The following is a 14,763-nucleotide window of genomic DNA, read 5'->3' as shown; positions in this document are numbered from 1 at the left end:
CCATTTTTTTTAATTCACGCTTTCCCGCGTCTTGAGCCTCGCTATAGTTCAATGCGCTCAGACGTTGCAAACGCCACATCTAGCTTGAAGTACGCCGCCTCATTAATAAAGTGCGGGTAGGTTTCGCTTTCGCCTTCCCACAAAATATCTTTACCATCAAATGTTCTAAAAACAGGCATGCCTGGTAACAGCGGTTTGAAGTCGCTGTCCTGAAGTGCGTGGTGAATCATTGCGGTTCGATGGCCATTTTCATTTAATGGAAAAGACACATTGTCGCCTAAGCGAAACGCTTCACACTTTGGCAATGTTTCAGCGTCGATTTGACCATTGTTATAGGCCATACAGAAATCCAAAATGGCTTCAGCCATAGTCTGGGTTAACAGATAAACATCTTCTCGCAACACGCCTTGTGGCTGGCCACCCACTTCTATCATTACGCCTTTTTTACCTGTGGTGCAAAGATAGCCATGTTCTAGAAAAGCTTTTTCATCTTCTACCAAAATATTCGCTTCTGGCATTTGCTGCTTAACGTATCGAGCTAATTGAATATGAAATTCATCGGCTTCAAGAATGATAAGGGTAGCGCCCATCTCGCTAGTAGTGTTGTGAATATCAATGACAAAATCTGTCTGTGAATTGCCTTTTGGTCCGAACTTATCGTTTATTGATTTAGCGAGTATGGCTTCTTTGGAAGCCGCTGAACTTTCTAGGCGTTCTAATGTAAATTGTCGGTTTAAGTCTTCTTCAACAAAACGAACATTGGCAGCGAGCGCCGCTTCGTTTGCAATATTTAACGATATGTTCAAAGTGTTAAATCGCGCAGGCATTCCATATTGTTGCCAGTTTCTGATTAGCTGAATGCCACTGGTTTCATTACCGTGAGTACCACCAAAAAGCGCGATTGATTCAAACATTGGGTTTCCCTTCGAAGCGAGTGCACATCAATATTGATATGCACTGAAAATGAAATCGTTAACCAGACACATTGCTAAACCATGCGAAGGCTATGCTGATGTGCTGCAGTCATTGATTGATGAAGAAATACTACATTAGACTGCGGTTGGCGCAAATAGCTTTAAAGGGTATTTCACACTATTATTCAGAAACTTCGCTCGAATATTGTTGGCGATAACGCTTGGTCAATTTTGCGGACCTGAATTGATCTATTATCAGCGAAAGTATCGGGCTGGCACTTGAAACAGGTTTTTTTCCTTTACCAATTCTGCGTAGCTGGCGTTTCACCTGTGCCATTGTCGCTAAACCCGCTAGCGTTTTGTCTTTCCAATTAACAATGGGAATGACACCTTCTAAAAGAGGTATTCTTTGCCATTGGTTTGGAAGGTCGGGTGTTATAGCCAATGCGCTAGCAATGCCAACCATTTGAACCCCACTATTAATTACATTCTCAGCAATGGGTAGTCTTCTTATGCCGCCTGTTGTCATTATTGGAAGTGTGGTTGCATCTGCAATTTGCGCGGCAAATTCAAGAAAGTACGCTTCACGAGAAAGCGTTCTATTGTCTGCGGTTCGACCTTGCATGGCAGGGGACTCATAACTCCCTCCGGACAGTTCAATCATGTCAACGTGTAACGTTTCGAGTAACCTGACCACCTGCAGGGCATCTTGTACATCGAATCCGCCTCGTTGAAAGTCAGCAGAATTAAGCTTTACAGCAATGTCAAAGTCGTTACCGCAGTGTTGCTGTATTTGTTCAGTAATTTCAAGAAGCAAGCGTGCTCTGTTTTCTAACGTACCTCCCCACTTGTCTGTTCGTTTATTGGTAAGAGGTGATAAAAACTGAGCCAATAAATACCCATGAGCAGCATGTATCTGTACACCGTGGTAACCTGCCTTTTGCGCTAGCCTCGCTGTTGTTACGAAGCGCGTTATCACATCGTTTATTTCATCTTCTGACATCGCTTTCGGTTGCCCGAATAAGCCAGAGTGCTTTCCCATATCTAACGGTATATCAGACGGTGAAAGTACTTTACCACCCATTTTTCTGAACACCTGACGTCCTGGATGGTTTATTTGCATCCATAAGCGAGTGTTGTTTCTTTTCGCTTCATTGGCAAGTTCTTCGAATGGCGCTAATGGCGTAGATGATTCTAAAGCAAGGCCTCCAGGACCTGTCATGGCCATGTGGTCTACCATCACGTTGCCAGTGATAATTAAGCCAACGCCACCCTCAGCCCATGTACGGTAGAGGGTGCGTAATGCTTGCCCTGGTAGTTGGTTTGTTTGAGCCATGTTTTCTTCCATTGCTGCTTTGGCAAGACGATTTTTTATAGTGTTACCGTTCGGTAACGTAAACGGTGTAAAAACAACAGATGCCATAGGGTGCTCTCCGAAAGACTTAAATAATGTTGTAATTACTATAAGCTTTAAGTTAACTTTAAGGTCAAGGTTAAATTTGAAAAGAACAGATTATGCGTATTGGTCAACTTGCTGAGACGGTTGGTCTTCCAACAAGCACCATCCGGTTTTACGAGCAAAAAGGGCTTATGCCGGCGGCTGATAGGACGGCGAAAGGGTATCGCAAATACGATTCCCAATCGGTAGAGCGCCTGAAGATGATAAAGTTTGCAACAAGCCTTGGCTTTTCACTTGATGATTTGCCTGGGTTGTTTGCAAGTGGCGAAGGGTTAGATCATCAGCAAGTTATGTCTCACTTAAGAGATCGTGCTGCTGAAATTAATCATTTGCTAAAAACACTGTCGCACCAAAAAGCGCAGATGGAGCATTTAATGCAGCGCCTGGGCGAACTGTGGGAGCAAGGACACTGTATGAGTGCTTGCGAATTAGATGGCTTACTATCAGAGCTTTCAATAAAAGCGAAGTAACCGTTAAGTTAAAGTGGCGACTCACTGAAATGACAGCCCTTTAACATCAAGTGCTGCGTCTTTTATAAAATCGATAAATGCTCGCACCCGTGCAGGCTGCATAACTGCCGGGCTCCACAGCGCATGCATTGGCATGACAAGTTGCTGGTAGTTTGGGAGCAACTCCACCACGGTCCCACGTTGCAGCGCATCGTAAAAGGCCCAGCGCGGCCCTGCATGAATTCCAAAACCATCTTCAACTGCGCGCACCACAGAATGTACAGCGTTGATAGTAACGCCGCCGTAACGTTCAATTTGATGAGTGCTGCCATTTGGCCCTGTTAAATGTAAAGGCTGCTGGCGATTGGCTGGCGAAAAGAAGATATGCTCGTGTTGCGTCAGCTCAGAGGGGCTCATGGGTGTGCCGCGAGAAGCAAGATAGTCGGGGGAAGCTACCAGTACGCGAGGTACATCTGCCAACTTCCTCGCTTTTAAAGCAGAGTCTTTTAATTGCCCCACACGAATTGCTACATCAATGCCTTCTGTGATGAGGTCAACAAACTGGCTCGACAGCGTAAGCTGAACATCAACCTTGGGATAACGTTTGCGAAATTCTAATAGCCACTGGGTGACATACCGCTGCCCAAAGTCGATAGGTGCATTTATACGCAGTAAGCCCTTAGGTACTGCGGCTTCACCCGACACCCCCAGCTCGACGGCTTCGATTTGCGGAAGTAGCAGCCGCATTTGCTGGTAATAACGCTCGCCTGCGTCGGTAGGATGGCTTTTAGCCTGTGTTCGATCTAAAAGCTGGCTTTTAAGTCGGCGCTCCAGTGCCGCTACTTTACGCGATACGCTAGATGGCTCAAGCCCTGCCTCGCGAGCAGCGGCGCGAATGGACCCTAGCTCTACTACCCGAAGAAACAATGCAATATCACCGAACGGGTTGTGACTGCTCATGTTTGCGCTCCTAACACCACTACGTGCGTTGCTAATTATGCAACACTAATTGGCTATTTTTACATCTGCACAAAGAGATTTGCAACACATACACTGAATATGAACTTAGCGAAGCAGCAAAGCACGACGCTTCTAAAACGACATGAGGAAATAATGATGACATACTCAATTCAAGACAAAGTAGTACTGGTTACGGGCGTATCTTCAGGTTTAGGTAAGGTGTTGGCCGAGCGTTTATTGAATGCGGGAGCACGTGTTGCAGGTACATTCAGAAAGCCTGAGCAGGCCGCTGACTTTGAAAAAACGTACCCCGGGAAGGCGTTGGGCATTGTGATGGACATTACCAGCAATGCCGCAATTCAAACGGGAGTAGATAAAGTGATAGCAAAATTTGGCCGTATTGATGTATTGGCAAATAATGCTGGGGTAGGCACAGTTGGTGCCATAGAGGAAACCTCTGACGACGAGGCAAGAAAGGTATTCGACGTTAACTTTTTCGGTGGATTAAGCCTTATTCGTGCAGTGTTGCCACTCATGCGAAAACAGCGCTCGGGTCGCATTCTTCAGTTCTCAGCCATAGGCGGATTCATTGGCGTTCCCGGTTTAGGTGTGTACACCGCTGCGAAGGCTGCCACCGACATTTTAGGGGAAACGCTAGCGAAAGAGCTGCAGCCTTTTAATATTTACACAACGGTGTTAACAATAGGTGTATTCCACACTGAATTTGCAGGCGGTTCACTAAACTACACCGACGCGATAATAGACGACTATGCGTCAACACCTGCAGGTCAGTTTCGCAATTTTATAGGCAACCTGCAGGGCAAACAGCCAAACGACCCAGCAAAAGGGGCCGATGCCATTTTGGCACTAATTGAAACCGATAACCCGCCAGTTCACGCTGCATTAGTTGGTGATGCAATGGGCGGCATGCGAAGCAAGATGGCAGAGGTAGAAAAAGAGCTCGTTGCCTGGGAGGCCAACGCATTATCCACGGCAAAAGCGTAACAACGCTATGCCAGTCATGGCCAGCGTGTGTGTTACACGCTGGCGTTTCTAGCCCCTAAACTCAAGCTTTGTAGGTATGCTGGGGTTACCGATAACAAAGTCATTTATTCTGCATGAATACGCTAAGGGTTCAATTGGTTAGTTTGGTGGATGTAGTTAGCTTAAGTTTCTTACCTAAACCAAGCAATACGGGTATCAGAATAAGCGTTATTGGTGTAGCCAACAACTCGCCAAATACCAAGGATATAGCGGCGGGTTTGAGGTATTGAGCCGTTTCTGAAGTTTCCATCAGCAGGGGTAGTAAACCACACACGGTAGTTACGGTGGTAAGGAAAATGGCTTTCATTCTGCTTTTGCCAGCCTCAAAAAGTGCATCAAACAGTGGCATTCCTTTACGATGTAATTGGTTAAAGCGCGTCATCAGTACCAGAGAGTCATTTACTACTACGCCTGTCATCGCCATCATGCCAAATAAAGACAAAATACTAACGCTAACATCCATTACCGCATGCCCTAAAACCGCACCAGCAAAACCAAAGGGAATAACCGACATAATTATCAACGGCTGAAAATACGATTTAAGCGGAATAGCTAACAATACATAAATAAGAAATAGAGTCATCAATAGCGCTTCTTTGAAACCAGACTGTACTTCGGTGATCTCTGAGAATTCGCCGACAGGAGTCACTTTAACGCCCGGATATTGCAGCAATAGAGCCGGCACCACATTAGTTTGCAAGGCTTGCCAAACTGATTCAGGAGAACTGATATCTCGATTGTGTCGCCATTGAATGGTAATAACTTCATCGCGATTGCGACGATAAAGCACCTCTGGAGTGCGACTGTATTGTATGTCACTCACTTCACCCAAACTGGCAAATCCACCGTTCGGTAAAACAACTCCTGTGCTCTTAAGCTGCGAAATGGATTTGCGTTGCTGTTCTGGTAACACAACCACAACTGAAATTTCTTCTGTGTCGTCCAATAGGCGATGTAATTCTATTTCGCCGAAAGCACCTCCTACTAGAACAGCAAGATCCCTTTGAGTCAGTCCAAGCTGCTGACCTCTTTCATTTAAGGTAACGGAAAGTTGTCGATGACCGGCTTGACTGTCATCGAAAGGATTTTCAACACCTGGCAAAGGTTTAAGATGTTCAATTAGGTGGTCAGCAACTTGCTTAGCGATATCTCTTGAATTAGCCGATATGGCTAGTGCTGTTCCACCCGCAGGTTCATCGGCCAAGGTGAAATTAAGTGAGTAGTGACCTTCTAAGTAGCCCGTCTCTTGCTTCCAAACGTCGAGTATTGATTGACTTGGGATACCTTGCAAAGCAGCTTTAGACAATTCGATAGTTGCTTCGATTTTCTTACCACCATCCACGGCAACCAAACTTTTGGTCACCACAGGCTGATCAAATGCAAACTCGTTTTGCAATCTCTCATTGGTCGCAGTAATCGCTAATTCCATTTGCATTGCATTGCGGTTGGTTAGCGTCGGTGAAGCATCTTGGTCCATGGTGACAGTAGCGGTACCATACCGTCCCGGTATCTCAGGAAAAAAGACCGCTGGAATTGTTCCTTTAGCTAGGCCTCCCCAAGCAATCAACATAATTGAGCTAAACAGTAACAGAGTAGTAAATTGATGCCTTAGGGAAAGCTTTAACGTGGGTTCAAATACGTTTTGTGAAAACAACTGCAATCCCTGCTGACAGTATTCGCGTAATCCAGCAAACAACCGGCTGATCAAATTCGAGGCTGATTTTTCTTGAGAAGCAAAACTCAGGTGTGAGGGCAGTATCAGCTTGCTTTCAATGAGTGAGAAAATTAGCGCAAATATAACTACCGCAGAAAATCCAGCGAGTGTTTTCGCCAGCTCATTTTCTATCCATAGCATCGGCGAAAAAGCGGCAATAGTAGTTAACACACCGAATGTAGTTGCCGTTGATACGGCATTAACGCCCTGCCATGCCGCTTGTTTGGGATCGCGGTAAGTCTTTCGGGCATTGTGAATACTCTCACCAACGACTACTGCATCATCGACGAGAATGCCAAGGACTAAGATCATGCCGAACAAAGTGATGTCGTTAATGCTGGAATTAAACTGTGGTAAGTCCATTAACCAAACTGCACCTGCAAGAGACACGGGGATGCCTAACGCAACCCAGAAAGCCAAACGTAAATCCAAGAAAATACCTAGTATGACCAATACGATGAGCAAACCTTGAATGGCGTTATTGCTGAGTAGGTCTAGTTGTTCAGTGATGTAAGGTGCCATATCTGCCATCACAGTGGTTTCAATGCTGTCGGGTAAAAGCGGCTGAATATCTCTAAGCACGTCTTTTGTCGCATCACTGACGTTAAGTAAGTTGTCTTTTTTGCTGGTCGATATCATTAGCGCTACGGCTTGTTTACCAGCAAAGCGAACAATACTGTCATCTTTTTCGTGAGTACGTGTGACCTCTGCAATATCATGGAGCGTTAGCGTTCCTTGTGCAGAAGTGATGATGGGTAGGTTAGCCAAGCGCGTCAGATCATCAGCGAAACCATCACCCCTTAAAGTGATCCTGCCACTTTCTGTGTTTAGTTCACCACTTCGATATTCAAGTGACCACTGTGTGATTTGTTCTGCTAATGAATGCGGTGACACTCCATAGTGTTGCAGCTTTTGTGGGTCTGGACGAATCGACAGTTGGCTTTTCTTCTTGCCCAGATTTGTAATTTTTGAGATCTGAGGGTGATTTTTCAGCGCCTTCTGCACTTGATTCGTGGCTTGTTGCAAAGTGCTTTCATCCACATCACCATGCACAATAATAAATGAAGCCAAGTTGCCAAATTCGTCGGGAACTATCCTTGGACGCTCAGCTTTTTCTGGAAATCCTACAATAGATTCTACTTGATTCCGCACATTGTCGACTAGTTTGTCTAGATCGGTTCCTGCCGATTTACGTACGGTAATTTCCGCATAACCGGCGTAGGACGCGCTCATTACACTTTTGATCCCCGCCACGCCACTAATGGCGTTTTCAATTCGCTGGGTTATACTGCTATCGATTTGTTCTGGTGTTCCCCCTGGGTAAACCACCGTTATGCTAAGCTGCGAAGGCTCAATTTGAGGAAAGCTTTCAACACGGATATTACTCGTCGTCAAATATCCAGCAACGAGGATGAAAGCCATTAGAAGGTTGGCTGCGACTGGATTGTCGAGAAACCAGCTGGTTAACCACTTCATAACGTAATTCCCTGACTATCGACAACCACTGGCTCGACTTGCTGACCCACCAGCATTGTACTAATCGGAAAACGCACTAGCTCTCGAGTTACTTCCGGCTGTTGCATAAATTGAAAACAAACCCGGCCATCAAACTCTTCGTGGATCTGAATTTGGGCTTTGTTCAGACGCTCGTTCTCCACTATCCATACGTAGCCATCTGGAGTCATAACGGTTGAAGGTGCACACACAACATGGTCTATTTGCTGGCCGATAAGAGTAACGGAAACCATACTATTGGGAAGCAGCGACTTGTCTTTCATGTATGGGTTTTCAATATATAACACCAGCTGTGATTGCTTCGTTTGCGCTGAATGAGCAGGAATTTCATAGCGCAAACTGGCATCCCATTCTTGGCCTTTTTGGTCGGCAACAATAATGTTAGTTTTTTTGTCTAGGGCGCCTAATTTCTGTTTCTGGCTAGGGGATAGCTCCACATAGATATCAATACTGTCACTGGCGATAAGTGTAAAAAGTCTGTCTCCGGAATTTACCCACTGCCCAGGCACAACCCAGCGTTCAAATACAACTGCGTTAAATGACGGGTATATGTTGGTTTCAAGCAAGCGTTGTTGGGCTTGGTTTCGAGCATTTGTTGCTGCTTTCAGGTTGGCTTTGGCAGCTTCAATGTGAGGTTCAAAACGGCCAAAAGCAGTAAGCTTATTACCAGCAGAGACTTGCTCAGTGACCGTTTGCTCATGTTGATAACGAGCCAACTCTAACTGTGCTTGCTTTACCTGAGCATCGGAATTGGCTAACTGAGCTTTGTAGCTTGTGTCGTCAATCGCGACCAGCAGGGTTTCAGGTGTAACCTGATTACCTGGTTCCGAATCGTTGTTTAAATTTAAGACACGCCCCTCTACTGCAGAAATTAAGTCAACTTTCCATCGGGCTTGAGTAATGCCAACAACGGATTCTTTTACACCATAAACTGTCGGTGTTAATTCAAGTGTGCTGACTTTCAATACGGGTTGCTGGCCAGCTGACTCACTCGATTCAACACGTTCTTCTGTCACCACCCAGAGTACTGTCGTTATAAACAACGCCGCTACGCAAACTTGAACTAATCTACGCTTTGTAATCACAGCCTTCTCCAAAATAAATTGCTTTACACTTTTTGAGACATATGTGTATCATAAGTGTATTGTTTTTATGAAACAAGTGTGTCTCATAAATTATTTTTTATTGCGGAGGTGATTTCATGGCTTCAACCACAGATGCGCGCTCAGAACGCTCAAGAATTGCATTGATTCAAGCGGGTATGGTGCTTCTTGCCGAAAACAAAAACGCTAGCCTTTCTGACGTAGCGCAGGTAGCAGGTGTTGGTCGAGCAACGCTGTATCGCCACTTTGAAACGCGCGAGCAGTTGATTGAGGCGGTTGCCAAGCAGTGTGTCGAATCTTTCGACGAGGCCACCGCTTCAATAGATAAGATGGCTTCATCTTATCTTGATGCCATTCGCTTAATGTTCGTGAAGGTAATGCCTATGCACAAAGAGCTCACATTTATCATGAAGCTCGATGCAATCATCGAAGACATTGCCAGCCTTGACGAGCTCTATCATAAGCAAGACGAAGAGCTTCGTGATCTGCTCATTCAATGTCAAAAAGAAAAAAGTATTCGAAAAGATCTTTCTATCGACTGGCTAATGGCATTGTTAGACGGCCTGTTTATTGCTGCTTGGCAAATGGTCGCTAAGCACGATGTATCTCACGCTGATGCTGCCAAAATGGCGTTCGAGAGTTTTTGTGCTGGCGTGGCTAGCAAGGACTAATGCTTTGTTCTCATTAACCGCAATCTATAGGCGCTACCCGTTTCGTATCTCACTCACAATGCTTTTAGTGGTGTTTGAATCCTTGTTAGATTTGCTGTTTCCTTTGGTAATCGGTTGGGCCGTCAATGATCTGGTTAAAGGCGAATATCACGGACTGGCTATGCTAGGTGGTTTAGGTTTAACCAGCTTGCTTATGGGCTCTGCCAGACGATTCTATGACACCCGTGTTTACAGCGGAATATACAGCGATACGGCGTCAAAAATGGTGTCCAATGGTCGTAAAAAGGGGCTATCAGTCTCTAAAATCAGCGCACGAAGTAGTTTGCTTACCGAACTTGTCGAGTTTTTTGAACACTCAATTCCAGGTATCTTTCTTAGCTTAATTGGTGTGGTGGGCACTCTTGCAATTATTGCGACCCTGAATATTGAGATATTCTTTGCCTGCCTTGGTCTATTGTTATTGATGATAGCCATGTACCTAATAACTGGGGAGAAACAATACCAGTATCATACTCAGTACAATCAAATACTTGAGCAACGTGTAGACATTTTGACACAAAGAACGAATACGGCCGTTCGCAGTCATTTTCTCAAGCTGATGCGCTGGAACGTAAAGCTGTCTGATGTGGAGACATTGAATTTTGGTGTCATTTGGTTTGGCACTATATCGCTATTAGTAGCGACACCGTTACTGGCGATTAACGGTACTGACAGCGTACCAGAGGTTGGTACTATTCTGGCTATCTTGATATACGTTTATGATTACAGTGAGAAAGTTGTTACCTTACCGTTTTTTATTCAGCAGCTCATACGACTCAAAGAGATTTCAAATCGCATGAACTAGCCATAACATTGGCTTGCAACACGACTAAAGCTCTACTGTTTGATGGCGCGATGCTGCTCAGGCACACATTATTTCGGCTTTCACCGCTGAAGTTTTTACCGAGGAGGTTAGCTACGAGCTAGGCGCAAGAAAGGATACTTATTAATTTAAGCCAGTGAATTAAGACGTGTTGCATAAAGTGCTAACCCTGTATTTAACGACTGTAGCAAAATGCGATACTGGGCAATTGCCCAAGATGATGGGTTTTGCGAAACGATACATGTTATTTGAACAAACTAACTAGTATTACCATATTTACCACTCTATTATGTTGCGCTTTGTGATTATCAATTAACAAAGTGACACTATGAAATTCCCAATAAAAAAGCTAATAAAAATTGCATCATGTACTGCACTTTTTTCTTTTTGTGCGCAGGCTACCATCGTTGAGTTTGTTACCTCGCAAGGCAATATACGCGTTAACTTGCATGACACCACTACACCCAAAACAGTCGAAAACTTTCTTAGCTACGTTAATGAGGGTGCGTATACAGACACTATTATTCACCGTCTAGAAACCGACTTTGTTGTGCAAGGTGGTGGCTTTAAATACGAAAATGGTTTTAGCCATGCTGCTGTTGAATCAGAGCCAGCGGTGGGAAATGAACCGGAACTGTCAAATGTCAGAGGGACAATCGCCATGGCTAAGGTTGGTGGTAACCCCGATAGTGCTACCAATCAATGGTTTTTCAATATCAACGACAACAGCGCCAATCTCGACGTTCAAAACGGTGGCTTCACTGTTTTTGGGCAAGTGTTTACAGAAGACATGGCTATTTTGGAAGACATGCAAGCGTTGCCGCGCTGCCTAAACGACTTTGGCAGAACGCCCATGGTTAACTTTACCAGCGAGCAGTGCACAAGTGGCGCTATGCCGGGGTACGAGAACTTTGTTACCGTCTACGCTATCAATATTCTTGATAGTAATGAAGTAACAGACAGTGAGCTGAATAAAACACCTAACACCCTGATTGATCAGCAGCCCGGGAACGACAATGGTGGCGATGACGGCAGCAGTGAAAATGGCGGTGGTGGAGCTGCATTCTGGTTGTTGCTTTTGGGTGCGGCCGGATTACTTAGAAAGCGTTAAGGCTCATCAAAACCTATTGTTTTATCAAAAACACCCACTGAGCTTAACCTTTGTTTAAACTCAGTGGTTTAATGTTTAGTGCTTAAAAAAGTCATCTGACTGCTGCGCCAACATGGCCTCAATTTCTTCTACATCTATATGTTTTGGCGTAGCGTCTTCTGCTGGCTTACCGGCAATTTTTCTATCTTCTGCTGCCCACTCACCTAAATCGATAAGCTGACATTTCTTGCTGCAAAAAGGGCGAAATTCGCTAGCGGGTGACCAAACAACTTGCTTGGCACAAATAGGACATTTCACTTCCATTATTTACTCCAGTGAAATACGTCGTACATAACATCTCGCTATTGCGAAATGTTCATTCTAGACAGGAAAATAAGATTTATGCGTATAGTTTAACAGGCGGCTAGGTGAAACTGAATACTACTTTCAATTGCACCGGTATGCCCTTCTTTCGGTGTGAACTGCATAAAGCGAAGCGCGTAGCGATACTTGTTGCCACTGAGCGTAGGGTAATAACCTTCATCTACACTACATTTAACGCGAATTAGCTCGTTTTTATCTTCGGCTGCGCCCTGATAAAAACCGTTGTCAGCTACAACATTAACAAACTGTCCACGTTCACGAATAAACGAAAGACTGACCGCGATAGCATCGTCAAGTAAACCCAACGTTTCAAGCCATTGAGTAATTTCTTCTTGGCGCTGTTCTAATGGTTGCTGTAGCCAAAAATGTAAATTGGGTAAATCAAAACTACATGCGCCACCGGGAATAGCAAAACGCTGGCGAATAGCGCTTAGCAATTTGTCGTCTTTTAGTGCACTACCAAATCGACGATCGGTTTTAAGCTTTTCTTTCAACCTAAGTACCGTTTTAAGTGCTTGGTCTAACGCAGTGCTATCGATTTTGGGGTGTTTAGACCAATACACTAAATTCTTTTCGTGAGCTTCGAGATCTTTAGTTAAGTCAGAGCGAAGATCTAATCGTTCAATGAGGTCGAGTAATTCGAATAGCTGCTCAAAAAATACAAGCTGAAGGTGTGTATGCTCTGATTTAGCGGTAATTTTAAGTTGCCCAAGCAGCTGCTCTACACGTAAATAATTACGTACTTTTTCCTTAAGTGGAAATTCGAATACAGCGTTACCCATGGAACCCCTTAAAACACATAGACTTAGAAAGCTTGCGGTTGAAATATTATAGACCAGCGAATGGCAATAAGCCTAAAGCATCAAAGCGTTTAAGCCAAGTATACTTGTTCGACAAATTAATACTTTGACGTTAATTGGTCAAAAAAGTTTCAAAAAACGAATGAAACGTTGAAGAACAGTGTTTTGAGAGGCTTTATGCTTTTTACGCAGTAGGCGAGGTTGCACCTTGTAGGTGAGTTAAGATGATGCTGTAGAAAGCGCCAACAATCGTTCATGAAGAGCAGACACTTGCGACTCTAACGCTTGTAACGTAGTACTGTTATCTAGAACATCGTCAGCAGCATGTATTCTTTCTTTACGTGAGGCCTGCGAAGCCATGATACTTCTTATTGTAGCTTCTGCGCTGCCATCGCGTTTAAGTGCACGTTCTAGCTGTACACTTTCAGGGCAATCTACTACCACTACGTGGTTACACATTTCAGCAAGCTTGTTTTCCACCAAAAGGGGCACAGACAAGATTGTGTACGCACTAGTAGATTCAGCAATAAGCTGTTGCATACGCATCCGAATAAGTGGGTGAAGTAATTCGTTAAGCCATTTTTTTTCTTCATTATCAGCGAAGACTTTTTCACGTAACGCTGCGCGATTTAAGCTACCGTCTTGAAGCAAGATGCCGTTTCCAAAGTGCGCTTGTATTTGGTTTAGTCCTTCAGAGCCAACTGCTACCACATCTCTAGCTACTTCATCTGCATCAACAACATCAATTCCGAGGCGTTCAAACATTGCAGTTGCAGCAGATTTTCCACTGCCAATACCACCCGTTAAACCCACTACAAAAACTTGGCGTTGTTTTTTCATATTTGAAGCTACCTTACTCATTACAGCACATACTCGAGATAGGTGGTGATGATTTCGTCTTTAAACAGAAGGGTTAGCCATCCTGCTACGGCAAGATAGGGGCCAAATGGAATTGCCAGCGATTTGCCTTTGTTTTGAAATACCATAATTAACACACCAGCCACAGCGCCAACGAAAGAGGATAGCAAAATAATGACGGGCAGGCCTTGCCAACCAGTATATGCACCAAGCGCAGCGAGTAGTTTAAAATCGCCGTAGCCCATGCCTTCTTTTCCTGTTGCTAATTTAAATAGCCAGTAAACCGACCATAAACTTAGGTATCCCGCAGCTGCTCCAATAATGGCGTCTGTCGTACCTACGAACACGTGCTGAGTACTTAACAACAAACCTAACCAAAGAAGTGGTAGCGTTAGCTGGTCGGGCAATAACATTTTGTCTAAGTCAATGAACAGTAAGGCAACTAATACATAGGTAAATGCTACAGCCCACAGTGCTTGCGATGTGACACCAAATTGATAGGCAGCGAATGTACACGCAATTGCAGTGAAAAGCTCTACAAGAGGGTAGCGAATAGAAATGCCTACTTTACACTTGGCACACTTGCCTTTAAGAAATAAGTAGCTAATAACTGGGATGTTTTCCCATGCTCGAATTTTGTGACCGCAGCTTGGACAGGTGCTATCAGGCTTTACAAGGTTGAACACTTCTTGTGTCACAGCTGAATCGTCATCCGCTTTTCCAGCAACATCGCTTTCACTAAAATAGTTTTGATACTCTTGCTGCCAACTGCGCTCCATCATGATAGGTAAACGGTAAATTACAACGTTTAAAAAACTGCCTATCATTAAGCTGACAAGAAAAATGAGAGAGTAAAAAACAGCGGGGTATAGCTGGCTAAGCGAAATTATAGCGTCCATTAGGTGTGGTTCTTTTAATTTTTATATAGCGTTTCTTTTTA

At 44.4% G+C, this 14,763-nt stretch carries 14 protein-coding genes; 5 read left to right on the top strand and 9 right to left on the bottom strand.

Translation table 11 applies throughout. The features are described 5' to 3' along the window. Positions 1-41: 41 nt before the first annotated feature. Together MHN02_RS06565 and MHN02_RS06560 are read right to left on the bottom strand one after the other, a co-directional pair. The gene (locus tag MHN02_RS06565; protein ID WP_171337969.1) at positions 42-914 is read right to left on the bottom strand and encodes an aspartoacylase; all 873 of its coding nucleotides are present in this window, start codon (positions 912-914) and stop codon (positions 42-44) included. Positions 915-1,095: 181 nt separating this feature from the next. Further along, positions 1,096-2,337, bottom strand: coding sequence for an NADH:flavin oxidoreductase/NADH oxidase family protein (locus tag MHN02_RS06560; RefSeq protein WP_171337970.1), 1,242 nt, complete (start codon positions 2,335-2,337; stop codon positions 1,096-1,098). A 92-nt stretch (positions 2,338-2,429) separates the two neighbouring features. Here MHN02_RS06560 and MHN02_RS06555 point away from each other — a divergent pair, with 92 nt between their 5' ends. Next, positions 2,430-2,843, top strand: coding sequence for a MerR family transcriptional regulator (locus MHN02_RS06555; protein WP_171337971.1), 414 nt, complete (start codon positions 2,430-2,432; stop codon positions 2,841-2,843). 21 nt (positions 2,844-2,864) lie between these two features. Here the strand turns inward: MHN02_RS06555 and MHN02_RS06550 are convergent, their stop codons facing one another. After that, positions 2,865-3,782 carry a LysR family transcriptional regulator gene (locus MHN02_RS06550; protein WP_171337972.1) on the bottom strand — a complete coding sequence of 306 codons (918 nt, stop codon included), beginning with the start codon at positions 3,780-3,782 and terminating at the stop codon, positions 2,865-2,867. A 153-nt stretch (positions 3,783-3,935) separates the two neighbouring features. Between MHN02_RS06550 and MHN02_RS06545 the strand changes: the two genes are divergently transcribed. Beyond that, positions 3,936-4,787 (top strand): SDR family NAD(P)-dependent oxidoreductase, encoded by an 852-nt coding sequence (locus MHN02_RS06545; RefSeq protein WP_216600784.1) that lies wholly within the window; start codon positions 3,936-3,938, stop codon positions 4,785-4,787. Positions 4,788-4,917: 130 nt separating this feature from the next. Here MHN02_RS06545 and MHN02_RS06540 read toward each other — a convergent pair whose 3' ends face one another. Together MHN02_RS06540 and MHN02_RS21790 are read right to left on the bottom strand one after the other, a co-directional pair. Beyond that, on the bottom strand, positions 4,918-8,016 hold the full coding sequence (locus tag MHN02_RS06540; RefSeq protein ID WP_171337973.1) for an efflux RND transporter permease subunit: 3,099 nt from the start codon (positions 8,014-8,016) through the stop codon (positions 4,918-4,920). Beyond that, entirely contained in the window at positions 8,013-9,140 is a 1,128-nt protein-coding gene (locus tag MHN02_RS21790; RefSeq protein ID WP_171337974.1) for an HlyD family efflux transporter periplasmic adaptor subunit, read from the bottom strand. Before MHN02_RS21790 ends, MHN02_RS06540 begins: the two co-directional genes overlap by 4 nt. 116 nt (positions 9,141-9,256) lie before the next feature. Between MHN02_RS21790 and MHN02_RS06530 the strand changes: the two genes are divergently transcribed. From MHN02_RS06530 to MHN02_RS06520, 3 genes are all read left to right on the top strand, one after another. Beyond that, the gene (locus MHN02_RS06530; protein WP_171337975.1) at positions 9,257-9,829 is read left to right on the top strand and encodes a TetR/AcrR family transcriptional regulator; all 573 of its coding nucleotides are present in this window, start codon (positions 9,257-9,259) and stop codon (positions 9,827-9,829) included. A 4-nt stretch (positions 9,830-9,833) separates the two neighbouring features. After that, entirely contained in the window at positions 9,834-10,673 is an 840-nt protein-coding gene (locus tag MHN02_RS06525; RefSeq protein WP_171337976.1) for an ABC transporter six-transmembrane domain-containing protein, read from the top strand. Positions 10,674-11,019: 346 nt separating this feature from the next. Further along, on the top strand, positions 11,020-11,802 hold the full coding sequence (locus tag MHN02_RS06520; RefSeq protein ID WP_171337977.1) for a peptidylprolyl isomerase: 783 nt from the start codon (positions 11,020-11,022) through the stop codon (positions 11,800-11,802). 75 nt (positions 11,803-11,877) lie between these two features. On the opposite strand, the gene yacG is transcribed toward MHN02_RS06520, so the two are convergent. The 4 genes from yacG to MHN02_RS06500 all read right to left on the bottom strand — a co-directional run bounded on the left by yacG (position 11,878) and on the right by MHN02_RS06500 (position 14,722). Beyond that, positions 11,878-12,105, bottom strand: coding sequence for a DNA gyrase inhibitor YacG (yacG, locus tag MHN02_RS06515; RefSeq protein ID WP_171337978.1), 228 nt, complete (start codon positions 12,103-12,105; stop codon positions 11,878-11,880). 89 nt (positions 12,106-12,194) lie between these two features. Beyond that, on the bottom strand, positions 12,195-12,947 hold the full coding sequence (zapD, locus tag MHN02_RS06510; RefSeq protein ID WP_171337979.1) for a cell division protein ZapD: 753 nt from the start codon (positions 12,945-12,947) through the stop codon (positions 12,195-12,197). 237 nt (positions 12,948-13,184) lie between these two features. Then, positions 13,185-13,805 (bottom strand): dephospho-CoA kinase, encoded by a 621-nt coding sequence (coaE, locus tag MHN02_RS06505; RefSeq protein WP_171337980.1) that lies wholly within the window; start codon positions 13,803-13,805, stop codon positions 13,185-13,187. 20 nt (positions 13,806-13,825) lie between these two features. Continuing rightward, entirely contained in the window at positions 13,826-14,722 is an 897-nt protein-coding gene (locus tag MHN02_RS06500; RefSeq protein WP_171337981.1) for an A24 family peptidase, read from the bottom strand. Positions 14,723-14,763 lie beyond the last annotated feature (41 nt).

Source organism: Alteromonas sp. CNT1-28 (genome assembly GCF_022348345.1).
Taxonomy (GTDB): Bacteria; Pseudomonadota; Gammaproteobacteria; order Enterobacterales; family Alteromonadaceae; genus Alteromonas; species Alteromonas macleodii.
The sequence above is the reverse complement of the archived record's forward strand: the minus strand, read 5'-3'. Positions and strand labels throughout refer to the sequence as shown.

What these genes read in the sequence shown, in the direction of transcription:
- MHN02_RS06565 (WP_171337969.1), bottom strand. Translation starts at nt 914, where the DNA reads ATGTTTGAATCAATCGCGCTTTTTGGTGGTACTCACGGTAATGAAACC.
- MHN02_RS06560 (WP_171337970.1), bottom strand. Translation starts at nt 2,337, where the DNA reads ATGGCATCTGTTGTTTTTACACCGTTTACGTTACCGAACGGTAACACT.
- MHN02_RS06555 (WP_171337971.1), top strand. Translation starts at nt 2,430, where the DNA reads ATGCGTATTGGTCAACTTGCTGAGACGGTTGGTCTTCCAACAAGCACC.
- MHN02_RS06550 (WP_171337972.1), bottom strand. Translation starts at nt 3,782, where the DNA reads ATGAGCAGTCACAACCCGTTCGGTGATATTGCATTGTTTCTTCGGGTA.
- MHN02_RS06545 (WP_216600784.1), top strand. Translation starts at nt 3,936, where the DNA reads ATGATGACATACTCAATTCAAGACAAAGTAGTACTGGTTACGGGCGTA.
- MHN02_RS06540 (WP_171337973.1), bottom strand. Translation starts at nt 8,016, where the DNA reads ATGAAGTGGTTAACCAGCTGGTTTCTCGACAATCCAGTCGCAGCCAAC.
- MHN02_RS06530 (WP_171337975.1), top strand. Translation starts at nt 9,257, where the DNA reads ATGGCTTCAACCACAGATGCGCGCTCAGAACGCTCAAGAATTGCATTG.
- MHN02_RS06520 (WP_171337977.1), top strand. Translation starts at nt 11,020, where the DNA reads ATGAAATTCCCAATAAAAAAGCTAATAAAAATTGCATCATGTACTGCA.
- yacG (WP_171337978.1), bottom strand. Translation starts at nt 12,105, where the DNA reads ATGGAAGTGAAATGTCCTATTTGTGCCAAGCAAGTTGTTTGGTCACCC.
- zapD (WP_171337979.1), bottom strand. Translation starts at nt 12,947, where the DNA reads ATGGGTAACGCTGTATTCGAATTTCCACTTAAGGAAAAAGTACGTAAT.
- coaE (WP_171337980.1), bottom strand. Translation starts at nt 13,805, where the DNA reads ATGAAAAAACAACGCCAAGTTTTTGTAGTGGGTTTAACGGGTGGTATT.
- MHN02_RS06500 (WP_171337981.1), bottom strand. Translation starts at nt 14,722, where the DNA reads ATGGACGCTATAATTTCGCTTAGCCAGCTATACCCCGCTGTTTTTTAC.